The sequence below is a fragment of the Enterococcus sp. AZ071 genome, from assembly GCF_050499065.1.
Taxonomy (GTDB): domain Bacteria; phylum Bacillota; class Bacilli; order Lactobacillales; family Enterococcaceae; genus Enterococcus_A; species Enterococcus_A ferrettii.
Genome location: NZ_JBIPAS010000001.1, coordinates 162,891 through 180,577, shown reverse-complemented (window position 1 = coordinate 180,577; position 17,687 = coordinate 162,891). Strand labels below are relative to the sequence as shown.

Annotated in this window: 15 protein-coding genes; 1 reads left to right on the top strand and 14 read right to left on the bottom strand. The window is 40.1% G+C overall.

The genetic code is table 11. The features are described from left to right. The first annotated feature begins 288 nt into the window (after window positions 1-288). The gene (locus IGI49_RS00855) at window positions 289-1,308 is read left to right on the top strand and encodes a hypothetical protein (protein ID WP_429963062.1); all 1,020 of its coding nucleotides are present in this window, start codon (window positions 289-291) and stop codon (window positions 1,306-1,308) included. Between the two features lie 104 nt (window positions 1,309-1,412). Here IGI49_RS00855 and nagB read toward each other — a convergent pair whose 3' ends face one another. The 14 genes from nagB to IGI49_RS00785 form a co-directional block, all read right to left on the bottom strand. Then, window positions 1,413-2,114, bottom strand: coding sequence for a glucosamine-6-phosphate deaminase (nagB, locus tag IGI49_RS00850; RefSeq protein WP_429963061.1), 702 nt, complete (start codon window positions 2,112-2,114; stop codon window positions 1,413-1,415). A gap of 154 nt (window positions 2,115-2,268) precedes the next feature. Continuing rightward, window positions 2,269-3,408: a mannitol-1-phosphate 5-dehydrogenase gene (locus tag IGI49_RS00845; protein ID WP_429963060.1), complete on the bottom strand. Its 1,140-nt coding sequence runs from the start codon at window positions 3,406-3,408 to the stop codon at window positions 2,269-2,271. 1 nt (window position 3,409) lies between these two features. Then, window positions 3,410-3,847, bottom strand: a complete 438-nt coding sequence (locus tag IGI49_RS00840) for a PTS sugar transporter subunit IIA (RefSeq protein WP_207704301.1) — start codon at window positions 3,845-3,847, stop codon at window positions 3,410-3,412. A gap of 13 nt (window positions 3,848-3,860) precedes the next feature. Further along, window positions 3,861-5,918 carry a BglG family transcription antiterminator gene (locus IGI49_RS00835; RefSeq protein ID WP_429963059.1) on the bottom strand — a complete coding sequence of 686 codons (2,058 nt, stop codon included), beginning with the start codon at window positions 5,916-5,918 and terminating at the stop codon, window positions 3,861-3,863. A gap of 80 nt (window positions 5,919-5,998) precedes the next feature. Further along, complete coding sequence (locus IGI49_RS00830; protein ID WP_429963058.1) at window positions 5,999-7,759, bottom strand: PTS mannitol transporter subunit IICBA; 1,761 nt, start codon at window positions 7,757-7,759, stop codon at window positions 5,999-6,001. Between the two features lie 359 nt (window positions 7,760-8,118). Beyond that, window positions 8,119-9,003: an IS3 family transposase gene (locus tag IGI49_RS00825; RefSeq protein WP_429963057.1), complete on the bottom strand. Its 885-nt coding sequence runs from the start codon at window positions 9,001-9,003 to the stop codon at window positions 8,119-8,121. A gap of 14 nt (window positions 9,004-9,017) precedes the next feature. Further along, window positions 9,018-9,701, bottom strand: a complete 684-nt coding sequence (locus tag IGI49_RS00820; RefSeq protein WP_429963056.1) for a transposase — start codon at window positions 9,699-9,701, stop codon at window positions 9,018-9,020. An 83-nt stretch (window positions 9,702-9,784) separates the two neighbouring features. Then, window positions 9,785-10,522 (bottom strand): helix-turn-helix domain-containing protein, encoded by a 738-nt coding sequence (locus tag IGI49_RS00815; protein WP_429963055.1) that lies wholly within the window; start codon window positions 10,520-10,522, stop codon window positions 9,785-9,787. A gap of 161 nt (window positions 10,523-10,683) precedes the next feature. After that, the gene (locus tag IGI49_RS00810; protein WP_429963054.1) at window positions 10,684-11,055 is read right to left on the bottom strand and encodes a DUF956 family protein; all 372 of its coding nucleotides are present in this window, start codon (window positions 11,053-11,055) and stop codon (window positions 10,684-10,686) included. Between the two features lie 106 nt (window positions 11,056-11,161). Continuing rightward, window positions 11,162-12,073 (bottom strand): PTS system mannose/fructose/sorbose family transporter subunit IID, encoded by a 912-nt coding sequence (locus IGI49_RS00805; RefSeq protein ID WP_207704297.1) that lies wholly within the window; start codon window positions 12,071-12,073, stop codon window positions 11,162-11,164. Between the two features lie 18 nt (window positions 12,074-12,091). Further along, complete coding sequence (locus IGI49_RS00800) at window positions 12,092-12,901, bottom strand: PTS mannose/fructose/sorbose transporter subunit IIC (RefSeq protein WP_207704296.1); 810 nt, start codon at window positions 12,899-12,901, stop codon at window positions 12,092-12,094. A gap of 33 nt (window positions 12,902-12,934) precedes the next feature. Next, window positions 12,935-13,909 (bottom strand): mannose/fructose/sorbose PTS transporter subunit IIA, encoded by a 975-nt coding sequence (locus IGI49_RS00795; protein WP_429963053.1) that lies wholly within the window; start codon window positions 13,907-13,909, stop codon window positions 12,935-12,937. A gap of 75 nt (window positions 13,910-13,984) precedes the next feature. Then, entirely contained in the window at window positions 13,985-14,485 is a 501-nt protein-coding gene (locus tag IGI49_RS00790) for a PTS system mannose/fructose/N-acetylgalactosamine-transporter subunit IIB (RefSeq protein WP_207704294.1), read from the bottom strand. 186 nt (window positions 14,486-14,671) lie between these two features. Continuing rightward, complete coding sequence (locus IGI49_RS00785; protein WP_429963052.1) at window positions 14,672-17,449, bottom strand: sigma 54-interacting transcriptional regulator; 2,778 nt, start codon at window positions 17,447-17,449, stop codon at window positions 14,672-14,674. Window positions 17,450-17,687 lie beyond the last annotated feature (238 nt).

Here is a 17,687-nt window from a genome sequence, read left to right as displayed (position 1 = left end):
AGAAAACGAGCACAGGTTTAAATAAAAAACCATTTTTCTTATAAAATGTAAAAAAAAAGATAAATAACAACGGTTTTTAGAGAAATGTAATTTCACATTACAAAATCCTTTACCGATACCTATGTTCATACTTTTTAACAAGTTTTTAAAATACAAATAGGTAAATAAAATGGCATTACTATTAAAAAGAAACAAATATTTAGTGGGAAAAGCTATTGAAATCCTTTGCAAGAAATTTTAGAATGGGAATTGCGGATCACCCAAAAAGAATTATAAGGAGATGTCTCAATGTCTAAAAATACCAACTCAACAGTAAAACTACAAAATCGCCAGCTTTTCTCTATAAAAAGAAAAGAAACCCTAGATGCCCGTTTTAATCAACATTACGATGAAAATGCTAACGCATTACATATCATTCAATCAGCAGTAATTGTTCTAGTACGCAATTTTTTCAGTGAACACGATTTCTCCAACGTAGCCAAAAATTTAGTTCGTTCACTGTTTCTAACAAGTGATGCGGACCTCACCTCTGTACGCCATTTATGTATTTATTTTCAACCCTATTTCAGTCAACAAGAGTGGCAAATCGTTATTTCCCGTTTATTTAAAAATCAGCAAGAATTTTTGCAGGTGACCAAGCAAGCGCGAGTACACATCGATACTTTAGGCCCAGTTCTCCATTCTAAAGAGCAAACAACTGATAAAAAACGAATTCTAAAAGCAGTGTTTGAAGATGAAACCGGCAAGCTGCACAACTGGAGTCTGGGTAATGTGGTACGACCTCTGACCACACAAGATCGTAAAGCTGTCTTGGATATTTTAGGCGAAGTAACCATTTTACAAAAGGATGATGGAACTCGTAAATTTGTTCGAGTAGTGAAGATGTATTTTGCAGTGGATGAGCGGGAGCATGATTTTAATACTCGTGACGAAGAAGATCCAATGTTTGAACCACGCGATGCTGATCAGCAGCCAGTCCAGCAAGCTACAGCTGAAAATACTGCACCAGAAAATACTATAGCAACTCCCAAAAAATCAAACAACACTACGAAAACGTCAAACAACACTGTTGGATCAACACCCGACAAAGATTTATCACTGAATGATGCAGTCCCTGCCTTTAAATCTCAGTCTGAGCTTGCCCGAGAGAAGCTGGGAAGATTACCTTCAGATCATGCAAAAAAATATCAGGAACCCCATTCGCTGTTCAATAAGCCAAAACCAGAAAAGAATACGAAAATCGAGAAAGCGTTGAAGAAGAAGAGTAAAAGCAAGAGCAAGAACCGCAAACGAAACAGGCGAAAATAGTCTGACAAATATACTGGCTCATTCTGCCCCAAGAATACTGGTTAAAGTAAAAAAGCCGACAAACTCTCAAGGAGTTTGCCGACCTATCGCTTGTCTATTAACTTTTACAGTTTGCTAGCTGCTTCTTCATCGATAATTACGATTACGTCAGAATGGTTTTGCAATGCACTTGCAGGCAGGTCTTCAGTGACTGGACCTTCGATCATGCCTTTAATTGCATCCGCTTTTGCTTCGCCAAAAGCTAACAATAAAATCTTTTTACTTTGCATGATTGAACCAATACCCATAGATAAGGCATGAGTAGGTACATCTTCAACTTTATCAAAGTAACGTTTGTTTGCTTCAATTGTTGATTCAGTCAATTCAACTACATGAGTTGTTTCATCAAATGGTGTGCCAGGTTCATTAAACCCAATATGTCCATTGCGTCCAATTCCTAGTACTTGAATGTCAATTGGATGCTCAGCAATGATTTCATCGTAGTGTTTGCCTTCAGCTTCTAAGTCTTCTGCTTTACCATTTGGCACGAAGGTTTCTTTAAAAGGTTTTTTGTTGAATAAACGATCGTTCATAAAGTAGCGATAACTTTGTGTATCTTCGCCACCTAAGCCTACGTATTCGTCTAAATTAACAGAAGTTATATTAGAGAAATCTAAGTCACTGCTTGTCATTTCTTGATATAAAGTTTCAGGAGTGCTGCCAGTTGCTAAGCCTAATACTTTTGCACCATTAGCCATACCGTCTTTGATCAGTTCAAATGCTTTTTTTCCGCCTTCTTGGGCATCTTTTACGCGAATTACTTCCATTGTAAACGCTCCTTTGTCTATTTGGTATACACCAATTTTAACACTATCCAGTCAAAGAAGCAATGTAAATGTCTAGACCAAATTTTAAGAAATTGCTAAGCGCTTCTTCTACTATTCTCATAAGACTTAAAAAAAGACCCTGAATAATCAGGATCTACTTGTTGTATTCTACTGCAATTTCAGTGATTAAAGTATCATCATTTAAACTTGTCACTTCGGCAATCACTGTTTCTAAAGGCTGGTCCTTTAGCATTGCTTGAAGCTGAACACTTTGCTCATCTTTTGGATCTTGGTATTTCAAAATCATTGCTACAACTTCAATTAAATGCATGTATCCTAATTCACGTTTCTTCAGCTCACGAATCGGACGAATAAAGCGTTCGTCATAGCCTAACTTACGAATTGGTGTACGAGCTACCCGGTCAATACTGTCAGAAATATGCGGATTTTCAAAACGGCTCACAATTTTGTTGATATAGGCTTGATGCTGCCCTCGATCAAAGCCCCATTTAGCAATTAACAAGCTGCCGGTTTCTTCCAGCACCGCCCGTAATTGATCCAAGACCTCTTGATGACCAATCGCTTCATCAATTGTTTGATAGCCGGCATATGCTCCGGTGTACGCGACTGTTGCATGCCCCGTATTTACTGAAAATAATTTGCGCTCAATGTAGGGTTCTAGATCCTCAACATACGTTACATCACTCAACTGTAATTCCTTATTTTTGCATTGTGTTTGATCCACTACCCACTCGCTGAAAGGTTCCACCGATACAAACAAAGGATCCTCATGGTGTTGAATAGGCACAATCCGATCAACTGCAGCATTTGGAAACCCTACATAGGCTTCAACATACGCCATATCTTCATCAGTCAAATACTCCTTAACCTTCTCGAATAAGAACTGACTGCCGCCAATCATATTTTCACAGGCGATTACATCTACTGGTACTGTGCTATTTTCAGCCTTTCGTTTTTGAATCCCTTTGGCAATAAGTTCAGCAATAAAAGGTAACACATTGGGACCAATGGCAGTAGTCACAATATCCGCAGCTGCTACTGAATCTACCACTGCTTCAGGATTAGTTTGATTGTTAAGTCCATCCACATTGGCTACATGAATTTGTTCTTTGTTTTCATCAGCCAATTCAATCGTGTATTCTTTCCGCTCATTTAAAGCATCAATAATTGTGGCATTGATATCAACAAAATCAATCGAAAAGCCATTCTTGGCTAAAATTTCCCCAATAAATCCACGGCCGATATTGCCGGCACCAAAGTGCGTTGCGCGCATTCTATTCAACCTCCTGCAAATAACCGATGATTTCTTCTTTTGATTTCGCATCGGCAAGCTTCACAACATTTTCAACATCTGAACAGAAAATTGCAATTTTTTGCAATAAATCCAAATGTTCATTTTCTACTCCTGCAATTCCAAATAAAACCATTGCCACATCTTCAGTATCATCATTACCAAATTGTACGCCTGCTGGTGCTTGTACAATGGATATTCCACTCTTTTTCACAAACCGTTTTGCTTCATCTGTTCCATGAGGGATAGCAATAAAGTTTCCCATGTAAGTGGATACTAGCTGGTTGCGCTCAATCATAGCCTCAATATATTCTTCATCCACACATCCATTTTCCACAAGTAAACGTCCACATGCGCGAATCGCTTCCTCTTTGTCTCCAAAGGACTGATCCAATAAAATCATTTCTGGTTGTAAATCCATTTGTAATTCCTCCTTAGTTCTCTTTAATCTCTTTAATGAACAGTGAACTGAGTAATTGATATACCAGCTCATGATTACCAAACTTATAAATTTCAGTGTTCAGATCGTTCTCAATAACTGAACTGCTGATTTTTCCCAGCAATCCTTTTTGTGCTTCCTGCAACGGATCGGGTGCCAACAGCAGCAATACACGGGTTAGCTTGATGCTCTTTTTATCCATCCCCAAAATCGAAAAGGCTTTGTCCAAATCATAAATAGCAAAATAAGGCTGCAGCACATGCTTATTGGCACTATGAAACAAGGCAAAATTTGTATTAGGCACACCAATTGGCGCAACGATATAGCGATCGATTACCTTTTGAGTGACATACTCTGCATTCGTAACTACTAATCCTTCTAATTCGCCAATCATCTTTTCCAAAGTCAGCTCAATTGTTTCCTCCGCTGCAAAGGGTCGGACTTCAAATTGGTTTAGTAGATGATTCGCTGTACGCATTGTTTCATAAAGATTATTGAAATCCTCCCCCGGCTCTTGAACCGTTTCTTCAATTACCATACGTTCTGTTTCCGGACGCAGGTCGTGAATATAGGTCCGCAAATCCTGAATTTCTTCGTCTAAAAGCAACGGTGAAATGACTTTGTACGGTAACGTGAATTCAGGTAGAAAAACAGTGGCTAGGATTAAATCATACTGTTTGAAGTTCAAGCGATTCATCTCAGAAATTTTGGCTACTTGAATTTGTTGAATTTCCGGCATATATTTCTTAATTCGACTCTCTAATATCCGGGCAGTTCCAATCCCGCTGGAACACAGAACTAAAACAAATAGTCCCTTACTGGAGGGATTGCGCTCCAAGGAGGTAGCAAAGTGGATAACTACATAGCCCAGCTCATCATGAGTAAATTGATGATCCGGAAAAATGACTGCTAACTGATTCGTTACTGCTTGAGTCAGAGTATTGTATTTTTCCTGAATTTTCTGCAGCAATGGGTTTACCATATTGGGTAAGACTGTCATGCTTCTTTTCAAAGCTGCCGACATATGCGTAAGCAGATCGTTGAACAATTGCTCATCTTTACGAAATTCCAACCCACTGTCTTCTGAAACCAAACGAATCAGTTCCTTAATCTGGTAAGAAAGCTCAACATCAAAATGATCAATAAAAATATTTTGCGGTTTCTTATAGTTAATTCCCTCCAGCTGGTAAGCAAAGAAGCGAACCTCTTGTGCTGGAATTGAATGCCCCCAGTAAGTAGCAACTTTAATCATAATCTGACTGGCAATTTGCATGCTTTCTGGTTTTGGACTGCTGTCTTGTTCTTCTTCCACAAACTTATTTTGACGAATTCGATCAATTGAGAGAGCCAGCAAAATCAGAATACGCTGTAGCTGATTGTCTGTGACTTCTTTTACTGAGTATTGTGGAATATGGTAAAGGATATCCTTAGCCAAATATAGTCCTCGCGGAGTTAATTGCTTCAGGAAAAAATTGTCCGTCTCAGCTTCGGTTGTCTCCTCATTCAATTGATCAATGAATTGGAAAAACTCGTATTCATTTACCCCATTGAAAATCAGATTACCTAAAATTTGTCGTTTTTCTTTTTCTCTGCCAGCAATCTTTATTCCCCGGCCCTTTAGCCGCAAGAGCTGCAAGCGATAATCCTCCAGGCTTTGTTCAATCGCCTGCAAATCAGAAACAATTGTCGAAGGACTGACTTGAAAATCAATCGACAGTCCTTCAATTGTTTCCTCTTCATCCAGCATCAGCAAGCTGGTAACAATCGCACTTTGCCTTTGGACATTATCCGTAAAAAGCTCTTCTTTATTTTCTTCTAACTGATCCTTTAGTTTGTCTAAATTAATACTCTCCCCCACGATTCGGTATCCTTCACCACGGGGTTTGATAATTTGAACATCTAACGGTTTAATCGTTTTTTCTATACTGGAAACCTCGCGATAAATTGTCCGTTTGCTGACGTTCAGCTCATGCTGCAGCTGATCCAGCTGGACTCCAGTCGGGTAAGCTAACAAAAGCGCTAAAATCTTTTTTTCTCGAACCGAAAAGTACACTAGTACCTCCTCCAAATAGTAAAAGGGTAAAAGCAGTGAATACTCACTGCTTTAAGGGTAATACGATTCTGCAAAAAAGACTACTTATTTTTTAACTGAGCAACAATTTTATCATATTTTTCTGAAGTTACCATGTCAGCTACAGGCACGTGAACTGCACTTGGTGCTTGTTGTTCAGCATGAACTGTTTCAGTTTGCATAGTAACGATCATAGCTGAAGGTTCATCCTTCAATTCCCCGATCATTGCTGCAGTCACTGGCAAATTGACACCTTGTTCCTTCAAGACCTTCTTCATAACGGTTGCGCCCATATTAGCAGAACCTTTTCCTTTTTCGTAGGCAAAGACAATGTGGTCTACTCTATCGTAATCCGCAACTCCCTCAACAACATCGTCACTCAACTTTTTTCCATCAGCACCTGCTGTTGGACCATCAGACAAACGTTCCACGATTTCATCGTAACGTGGGGAATTCATAAAGTTCTCTACCTGAACAAAGGTTGCACTTGGTGCTTTTTGACTTGCCCGATCGTACAATTCTTCTTGTGTCACCACTAACGCATTTGCATCATCGGACAAATTATTAATCGCTGAGTTCGATACCGGGATATTAATACCAGCTTTTTTCACTTTGTCGCGTAATACTGACGCACCCATTGCACTTGAACCCATACCAGCATCACAAGCAAAGATGATTTTGTTTACATTGCCAAACATTTCTTGGTTGCCGTTTTGACCACCAGCTTGACCTTTACTTGCTGATTTTGCTTCTTGCACCGCTGCCTGAGTAGCTGCTAAATCGTCTTCTTCATTGTTGTCTGCTTTGATAATGACCATCGCGATTAAGAACGAAACAACCGCACCAACGACAACCCCTGCGATAACAGCAAACATGCTGTCTGGTGGTGTCATTGCCAAGATTGCAATGATTGATCCTGGTGAAGCCGCTGCCCGTAAACCAGCACCTAGTAATTGGAAAGTGAAAGTTCCAGCAACCCCACCGCCGATAACTGCTAGGAACAACAATGGTTTCATCATTACATATGGGAAATAAATCTCATGAATACCACCTAAGAATTGAATGATAATCGCACCTGGTGCAGAGGATTTCGCTGATCCTTTACCAAACAAAGTGAAGGCTAACAGCACACCTAAACCTGGTCCAGGGTTTGCTTCTAGTAAGAACAGAATCGATTTCCCTGCTTCAGCGGCTTGATCTGCCCCCAAAGGTGTCAAAATTCCGTGGTTAATTGCATTGTTTAAGAATAGAATTTTCGCTGGTTCAATAAAGATATTTGCTAATGGCAGCAAACGCATGTTGATGATTGTTTCTACTCCAGCCGCCATCAATTCAGTAAGTGAAGATACCACCGGTCCAATTGCATAAAAGCCTAATACTGCTAGCGCAAAGCCAATCAATCCAGATGAGAAGTTGTTAACCAGCATTTCAAAACCGGCTTTAATTCTCGATTGGAACATGTCATCAAATTTCTTAATACACCAACCGCCAAGAGGCCCCATAATCATTGCCCCAATGAACATTGGAACTTCTGACCCTACGATAACCCCCATCGCTGCAATTGCCCCAACAACCGCACCACGTTGACCGTGTACCATGCTACCACCTGTGTAAGCAATCAATAATGGCAATAAGAAAGTAAGCATCGGGCCAACAAGTGATGCTAGCTGTTCATTTGGGAAATACCCCGCCTCAATAAATAATGCTGTGATAACACCCCATGCGATAAAGGCCCCGATATTCGGCATGACCATCCCTGACAAGTGGCTGCCCAGTCGCTGGACTTTCGCTTTCAGTCCACTTTTCTTTGCAGTAGTTTCCATTTTCATTTCCTCCTTCAAAATAATAAAATAGAATGATTTCGTTTACATGTATATTGTAGCTTGTATCAGTAAGTGCTTTCAATCAATAGTAAATAGAGCTTTGGCACAGAACTTTGTGCCAACTTTGTCAGACATATTTTTTGACAGCATCTTATATTATGTCAAAAATGCCTAAAATCCTCTTAATAAAGCGAATAAATAATGCTGAATCCAATTATATAATCGAAATAAATGATCATAAAAAAAGACGTCGAGTCTTGGTGCGCACCCCGTCAATAGGACAGTGAAATAGTATAAAAATTTTGTGGACTGCTCATCAAAAATAGATGAGTAGTTTTTTTTGAATATACCTTGGTGATTTATGCAGCTTTGTAGTAATTGTTGTGAAATTCCATCGGCGTCATTACTTGTAATTTTCGTTGGTAACGTCCAGTATTGTAGTACTTCATGTAGTCAGTAATCATTGTGACGAGTTCTTCGCGACTGGTAAACTTTCGTCCATAATAGTTTTCTCGCTTAAGCATTCCCCAGAAACCTTCCATAGGCCCATTATCAGTACATTTCCCTACACGAGACATACTCTGAATCATATCGGCTTTTACGATGCGGCGGAAGAAGTTCACATGGGTATATTGAAACCCTTGATCACTGTGGAAAATTGGATGAGCCTCTGGCTCCAATTCGACTGCTTGATCAAACGTATCAAAGACCAAGTCCAAATCATTGGTGTCACTCAGTACATACGTGACAATGCGGTGATCGTAAAGATCTAGAATCGCACTCAAATAGAGTTTTTTGACTATTGGTCCAATAAAATACTTGAATTCTGAAACATCTGTCACCCACTTCTGATTCGGCGCCTCTGCATGAAATTGGCCACGCAAAACGTTCTTTGCTTTGTAGTACGGAGCATAAGCACGCCTTGTAATACAATTTGCTGGATGTTTTATCCTCGATTGGATTTGTTCATGACGACAGATGCGTAAGACTCGTTTATCGTTAACATTTATCTTATAGGTCCGCTTCAATTCATCTTTAATTCGACGATACCCCATATCTGGATGCTTCTCATGAATTGTTCGAATGTCTTTTGTGATTTGACGATTGATTTGTTCACGTACACTCTCTGGATGTTTCAACCAGCGATAATAGGCAGAGCGTGTTATCCGCAAGAGTTCGCACAAGGGTTTTATCGGGTAGTCCATTTCTTCGTGCAAGAATTTGATTGCTTGGTAAGCAGCCACGTTTCGAAATTACCCTAACGATTCCTCCTCTCCAATTCCCTCACTTTTTTTAACAGGTCATTTTCCATTCTCAATTGTCTAATCTCACTCTTCAATTTGGCTAGCTCAATTGCTTGTTCTTCTTCTGGTGTTCGGCCGACTTGTTTCGCTTTGCGTCGGCCTCGCCGATCTTGAAGCCCGTCATAGCCTCGCTGCTCATACTTCTTCACCCAGTTATAGACGTTCTGATAGGACACTTGATACTTGATTGCCATCGCTCCATAATCCTTATTATTGGCTAGACACTCTAATACAATCTTCAGACGTTCCTCTTGACTGGTCTCACGGGTTTGACTCATTCTACTTCCACCACTTTCTGATTTGAAGTCTTTATGAGTATTATAAACCTTGATCCAGTCCTGTAGTTGCCTCTTGCTTCTTAATCCATACTTTTTGGCGATATAAACTTGGCTGCCTCCACCAGTAAAGTAATCTTGAACGGCTATCAGCTTCAAATCCTTCGAATAATTGTTATTCTTTCTTGAAGCAACCAAACCTGCGGCTCCTTCATTTTCATACAAATTGCACCATCGTTTGATTGTTTCTGTGGAAACCTGTGCTTCCTTGGTGGCTCTCTTCAAACTGATCTCATGTCTAAGATAACTCTCGACAATCTTTAGACGTTCTTCTGGACTCAGCTTCATCCTTCTTTTTCCCATAACAAATACCCCTATCTAGGATTTAATTATTTCCTTGTCCTAGATAGGGGTAGCATATCATCTGCCGATCAACGTCTTTCTTTCTATTGGACAATTTCCGCTCTTTTTTCAGAAGTACGTTTCAGCAAGCTCACATACGCCTTTTTGTGCTCTTCTATAAAACTTTCAATGGCTCGTTTCTTGTCTGAAGACCACTCTTTGTCTTCTATTATATTGGCCTGATCATCCACTTCAATACTTCCGGTATAGGTTTTACCATTAAATTTCGCATGATTGACTGTGATCGTTCTTTGGTTCTTTTCTTTCTCCTGCACGACCAAATTGCCTTCTTGGCCAATTACCCATGGATGACGTTCCTGTAAAGGAATAGGCAGCCATCCGGTTTGTAAAATGTACGTGTAAAACGCACCCCCGCCTTCGCTCAACTTGTACTCATCAGGAAACTGCGAATCTGTTCCTCGCTTCCAAGAATGAGTCACCAAATTATCTCTGTATTTTTGTTCATCCCAGCGCAGCTTAGCCAAAGAACCTGCTGCCAAAATAGCGACCAGTGCCATCACGCCTAACATAATTTTATAGTATTTATTCCAACGCAGTTTTTTTGAATAGTCCTTGGTCATTTCTCGATCCCCTCTCAATAAGTTATCCAGAGAGATACCAAATAAATCACTGATGGCAACAATCATTTCCAGATCGGGATAGTTTCGTCCCACCTCCCAGCTAGAAATGGTTGGCCGCGATACATTCAGCAGCTGACCTAGCTGCTCCTGGGTCCATTCTTTTTTTAAGCGCTGCTCTCTAATTTTGTCACCGATATTCATTAGTACCCACTCCTTATTTCCATTATCCGAATAGCTTATCAGAAAAGAAAGCTATCTTCTCTAGCATCCAACTTTTCTCTTTGATACAATACGTATCATCTTGATTTGACGGTCTTTTATGTACATCTGGGCAAATAAAAAAACTGACTACTATAGCCAGTTTATCTGCTAAATCTTGACTTAAATCCTCGCTTCACGACATCCCAAAAGCTTAAGGATTGTACCATGTTACTCGGATCAACATATTCGCGAATCGCCCGCAAGACTTTTTTAGGTTCCTTCGAAGAGAAAGTATAGGTTCCGTTCTTCTTAGTTTGAATGGCATAGCGCGGAATCCATTTACCCTTGAACATAATAGAAGCAATCACATGATCTACTTCCTCCCAAGGAATTTGGATGAATTTACGTGCATCACGATCATTGAAAAATTCGAACCCCTTATCGCCAATCATAATTTTCCCATAATCGGTCATTCCCATATGAGAAGTGGCATTCATGACTAAGTCAACTTGGGTGTTGATTGATTGAACCATTGCTTTACTCCATCTCCTTTGATTTCACTAGTCATTATACTGGTTTTTAGTTTTTTAAGCAAAAGACATAAAAAGCCCAGGCATCACTGCCCAGGCTAAGTTTTTCTTACATTAATCCTACTAGGTGAGCAAGGATACCCACTACGAACAAACCAAGAATGATGATGATTGGTGAAACTTTCTTCTTAAGCAACCACATACATAGAAGTGTTAAGCCCAAGCCAGCTAATCCTGGAATTAAGCTGTCCAAGTTATCTTGTAATGTTGTTACTTTTACATCGCTCAGTGAAAGTCCAGCTGCTTGTTGTTCTAATGCTGACTTGATTCCTTCAGCACCTGATGGCAAGCTGCCCCAGTCAATAAAAGCGCCTTTGTCTAACTGAACTTCTGATACAGTTGGTTTGAATCCAACAGATACCCACCGGTTAACCAATGAACCAAGGATAAACATCCCCAGAATTGAAGCCCCTTTAGTAATGTCTTGCAATAAACCACCTGATAAGTCATCAGTAATTTTAGAACCTGCTTTGTAACCAAATTCTTGAGTGTACCACATAAATGCCATACGGATAGCATTCCAACCAACAAAGTAGATGATTGGTCCTAAGATATTTCCAGCTAAAGCTAGAGAAGCAGCTAACGCACCCAGGATTGGTTTAACAGTGAACCAGAAAACTGGATCTCCGATACCGGCTAAAGGTCCCATCATACCAACCTTAACCCCTTGGATTGCTACGTCATCTACAGGAGCGCCATTTGCACGTTCTTCTTCCAGTGCCAATGTTACACCGATAATTGGTGAAGCTACATACGGATGTGTATTAAAGAATTCTAAGTGACGTGTCAATGCAGCGGCACGATCTTCTTTATTAGGATATAATTTCTTGATCGCTGGGATCATTGAGAAGGCCCAACCACCATTTTGCATACGTTCATAGTTCCAAGAACCTTGAATAAAAGTTGAACGCCACCAGATGGAAATGCGATCTTTTTTCGTTAATTTTATTTGCTCTGCCATTTCGTGTTAGCTCCTTTCTTAATAGTTATCAATAATATCGCCTAATGGGTCACCAGTATTTGAACCGCCGCCGTTACCTGAGCCGCCGCCTTGTTTAGAAAGCGCCAAGTAGATAAGAGCAAGAGATACACCGATTGCACCAAGACCAATAAGAGTAATTTGTGAAATTGTTGCCAATACAAAACCAATTGCGAAGAATGGCCATACTTCTCTCGTAGCCATCATGTTAATAACCATTGCATAACCAACAGCTACTACCATACCACCGCCGATTGCCAAGCCGTCTGTTAACCAAACAGGCATAGATTCAAGCAAGCCGCGCACTGGACCTTCACCAATTGCTAAGATTAAGATAGCAGGGATTGCAATACGAACCCCTTGCATAGCGATAGCAATAATATGCCATAATTCAACTTTTCTGATATCGCCTTCTTTTGCTGCTGCATCCATTAAATGTACGAATGCTGTAGCAATTGTACGACAGATGATTGTTAGCAATAGACCTGCAACAGCTAGTGGAACTGCGATAGCGATAGCTGAAGATACTCCAGCTTGTCCTTGTCCACCAAGTACCAAGATAATTGCAGATGCAATTGATGCCAATGCAGCATCGGGTGCTACGGCAGCGCCGATATTCGCCCAACCAAGAGCGATCATTTGTAGGGTACCACCAAGAATAAGACATGGCATTAGGTTACCTGTAACTAAGCCGATTAACGTACAAGCGATTACTGGTTGGTGGAAATGGAATTCATCCAAGATACCTTCCATACCAGCTAAGAATGCGACGATAACGACTAATATCATTTGAATAATATTTAATTCCATGATTATTAATCCTCCGTTTCTCTGATAAAATAATTATTTTTGTTTGTTCAATTCTTCTTGTGCTTTTTTCATGATTTCATCCATATCGCCTTTTGAATCATTTGGCACTTTACGAACATCAAAGCTTACGCCTAGATCTTTTAATTTTTTGAATGAATCTAGATCTTCTTGACCGAAAGCCAACACTTTGTTTGGTTGAACTTTACCCGGTGAGTGAGCCATTGAACCGACATTGATTGTCTTCAATGGAACGCCGCCTTCAACTGCTCTTAGTGCATCTTGAGGATTCTCAAAAAGCAATAATGCGCGTTGTCCACCAAAATGTTTATCGTCTTTTGCCAGCTCGATCATTTTAGCAACTGGTACAACGTGTGCTTTAACTCCTGGAGGCGCTGCTTGTTGGATCAATTTCTTACGAAGTTCATCCTTTGCTACGGTGTCGGATACAACAATAATACGTGTTGGTCCTGTCGTTTTTGTCCATGCAGTCGCTACTTGTCCATGCAGCAAACGAGAGTCAACCCGTGCTAAAACATAAGACAATGAACCTGGTGTTCCAGCATTTGAAGGTTGTGCTTGAGTTGGCGCTGCAGATGCTTCAGCAGGTTCCAATTCTTCTGGTCTAACTTTTACTCCTTCTTTTGCAGTGCCCAAAATATGAGCGGCAATTTCATGAGCAGTATTCATTGATAAACGAGAAGCATATGCTTCAATCAACATTGGTAAATTCATCCCAGCAACAATTGCCCAAGTGTCTTTGTGTTCTTCAAACAAGCTGTTGGCTTGGTTGAAGGGGGTTCCACCCCAAAGATCGACTAAGAACAGCACTTCATCCTGATTTTCGAAAGAAGCAATCGCGTCTTTCATTTTTGCCTTAACGTCATCTGGACCTTCGCTCGGCATCAATGTAACAGCTGTTACATTTTCTTGTTCTCCAAAGATCATTGCTCCGGATTGCAAGATACCATTTGCGAATTCACCATGACTGGCAATGATAATTCCTACCATCTTTTTACCTCCTACTAGTATTGTTACAGTGTTAAATGAATATAAATAAGTTCTAAGAACCTGTAACCAAATTTTTTACGGCAGCATCTTTTCTTTTTGAATCTGTTGGATCAAATCATTTTTGCGATCCGAGGGAACCTTCCTTGTTTCCAACTCAATTCCATGTTCAGCAAGTGTTAAAAAGCATCTCACATCGTCTTCATCTAAAGAAATAAAATTAGTAACCATTTTTTTGCCTTCTAGAAAACGCATACCGCCAATATTAACTGACTTTAAGTCAACACCAGCTTCGACTACTTCTAAAACATCCTGAGGTACAGCAAACAGGAGCATCACACGCAATTGATCAAACAGCTGGTCATGATAGATTTCAACCAATTTTTTCTTTGTAATGACATTGGATTTAATCCCAGGCGGAGCTGCTTGCTTTAACAGGAATTTACGCAATTCGTCATGTGCCACCTCATCGCTGACAACAAGGATACGTTCCACGCCAGTAGCCTTAGACCAAACCGTAGCTACTTGTCCATGAATCAATCGATCATCAATCCGAGCCAGTCGGACATCCATCACCATTGCGCCACCCCCAATTCTGATTCAACTCATTTAAAAAGCTTCAATGTGCGTTTGAGTACACAAGCACTCACTTATATATAAGCAAGTGCCGTGCCAAAATACACTAGATTAAAAAAGCCTTAAATCAAGCCTTTTCAAAGATACACAAAAAGCGATACAGTATACTGTATCGCTTTTTGTGTATCTTTATTGAACCAATTCTTCATGGTTTCTTAATAGCTGGTAAATATAGTATCGTTCAGAATCAGGGAATGTAACCTTCAGTTGATTTTCCAAATCATTCAATCCACGATTCAGTGTCGTATTGTCAGTCACATGCTGATACTCAGTCAAGGTTGCTTTATCAATATGCAAAGGTTGATTTAAAATGCTTCGTTCAATCGCTCCAGCCATATGCATGACGAAATTTACCATTAATGCATAATCAGAGGAATGGCCTTCATCAAGAATAACTGAATTAGCCAAACGCCAGACCGGTTCGATAATTTTCTTGGCATTAATAAAGGTGTAGCTTTCTTCCATAAAACGGATACATAGATCTCTTGCCGTTTCGTGGCTCAGCTCAACCTCCATTTGATTCTCCAAATCATTTTCCAGCAACAGCTCATCAATCACTTGATCTGCCCGCTGATTGATAAATTTTTCCATTGGAATGTATGGGGCACCAATTTTAGGATCCATAATTCCTGTGGTCGCGATTATTTTGTAGTTCTTTTTTAATTGAGGAATTTTAGTGCCAATTTCTGTAACTGAAAGTGTCAGCACTTGTATGTGATCCAGCTTGCGCTGTTTCAGCGGCCATTCAATAATTTCTTTCAGTCGCTGAGCAGTCCCTTCACCGGAAGCACAAATTGCCAGAATTGCCTGCTTTTCTTCTGATTTCGGCGTTTCTTCCTCTAAAACAACTTTTCCATATCCACGGAAGCCTTTTAAAGACTCATACAACTCTTCGATTCCTGATCCTAGTACACTAGACTTTCTGGCAGCCTCTACCACTAGTGGTGTCGTGACCATATCTAAAGTTCGAATCGATATACCGGTTTCTTTTTGCAGCTCATCGTTAAATGAAGCTAACGAACCCATGTCTACCATTAGCAGAACACCGCTGCCTTCTTCCACCTGAAGAACCGCCTCGCGAATTTTTTCAAAAGCCGTTCGTGGATGCATATCCAACGGCATGTCAACCGCTCTTAAATTGTTCACATCTAAAAGTTCTCTTACTACTTGCGCCATCGAAGAAGCTGTACTATTTCCATGTGCGGCAACTACCACACCAATTTTCCCAGTCGGTTGATCTTCTCGTAACGAAACCAATAGAACGGTCAAATAATAGTCTTCGCTATCAGGAATTCTCACTTGAAATTCATGCTCCACCAATTGACGAATTTCTTGAGCTACTTGGAACTCTTTCGGGTAGTTCGTCGCCATCTCGCGAATGTTCGCATTGGTCTCTCTCGTTTCCCCTTCATGAATTTTTTTCAAGAAAGAAGAAATATGCAAGCTCATAGCATAAACAAAATTTTGTTGAAAATAGGTATTTAATCGTTCACTTACTAAGGTAGCAATTCGATTGCTGACTTCGATAACATGCTTGTCAACAAACTCAGCCAAACGAGTTTCAGTATCAAAGTTAAATCCATGATCTTTGTAGAAGGATTTCAAATGAATGTTAATATCTGTTGAAATAAAATGATTGATCGTTTCCTGATCCAATCCTTCCATTTTTAAAAGCGCGGCTTTATCGCCAATAATATCATAGAGATTATACGGTAGTTCATACGTGTCCGTTTTAATTAATTCCTCAATTTCATTTGGTGTAACAATCATTTTCGGTTCCAAATATGGCGAAATATCCGTTGATTTTATTCGATCTGCCGATAGCTGTACCAAGCCCGACTTAATCCCATCGGTTAAATCATTAAGGGCAATACTAATTTTATCCTGGTTCATGTGCAGCATAAATCCACGAGCACATACCAGTTGGACATTTGATTTTAACTGCCCGACATTCCCGTAAGTCACACTGCCTAACAAAGCCTTGACCACATCTTCAGCTAAAGTAATATTGCGTTGAATTCGATTGGCTTCCATTGCTACCATCACCCGCACCAATTCAATCTGTTCGGCAGCTGGCCGACTATTAAAAGATGGCATCTGAATATTAATAGGGATCCGACGGACAAAGGTATCTAATAAAGAAGAATGAGGGTCTTCTGTTGTAGCTCCCACAATTCGAACGTCTGCTTGATGATTCTTACCGGTTTCACCTAGGCGATTATAGCTGCCATGATCCATAAAGTAAAAAATCATTTCCTGACCTTCTGGTGGCAAACGATGAATTTCATCTAGAAAAAGCATTCCACCGTCTGCTTGCTGGATCAAGCCTTCTTTGTCGCTGTCTGCTCCGGTAAAAGCACCTTTTACGTAGCCAAATAGATGACTCATTAATAATTCTGGATTGTTCGCGTAATCGGCACAGTTAAAAACCACCAACTCACGTTCTTCATTAATTACCTGTTGCGACTGTGCAAATTGGAACATCGCATGGGCAAAAAAAGTTTTACCTGAGCCGGTAGGTCCTGTAATCAAACAGTTCAACCCTCTCGGAGGATAGAGAATAGCTGCTTTTGCTTGCTCGACGGCATTGCGCATACTGCCGCTGGATCCGATAATTCGAGTGAAAACGTCTCCCTGCTTTTGAGTCAGAATCCGCTTTTCCGGTCGCTCCTTTTGAACAGTGGAAAATGCTTCATTCGTTACTTGAGCCAATCCCGATTTTTGAGCTTGTGCAAAATAGCGAACCGGCCGACCATCCGTCTTGCGTAAGGTCCCGTTTTTAATCAACAAATTCAAATCTTTACTAGCATTCGTTCGCTGAATCTGCAGCGCTTCTGAAACGTCATTGGTTGTCACATTGGCATGATCACAAACATACTGGTAAATCCGATCAATTCGTCGTTCCATTTTTCCACCCACTTTTAAGTGTATCGTTTTCTCTATCTATTTCACAAAATCGTAATTATTTTCTAAAGAAATAATACACTAATTCTGTGTCAAACACAAAAGATTACCCTTTCTCTTTACGCATTTATAATATATTTCATTAAACAAATGCCTCTTTTAACGACTGATAAACACCAAAAGGTTATCCTTTCTTAACTGACAAATTATAAGCAACAGTAGTGTATTATTCTCCGGTCAG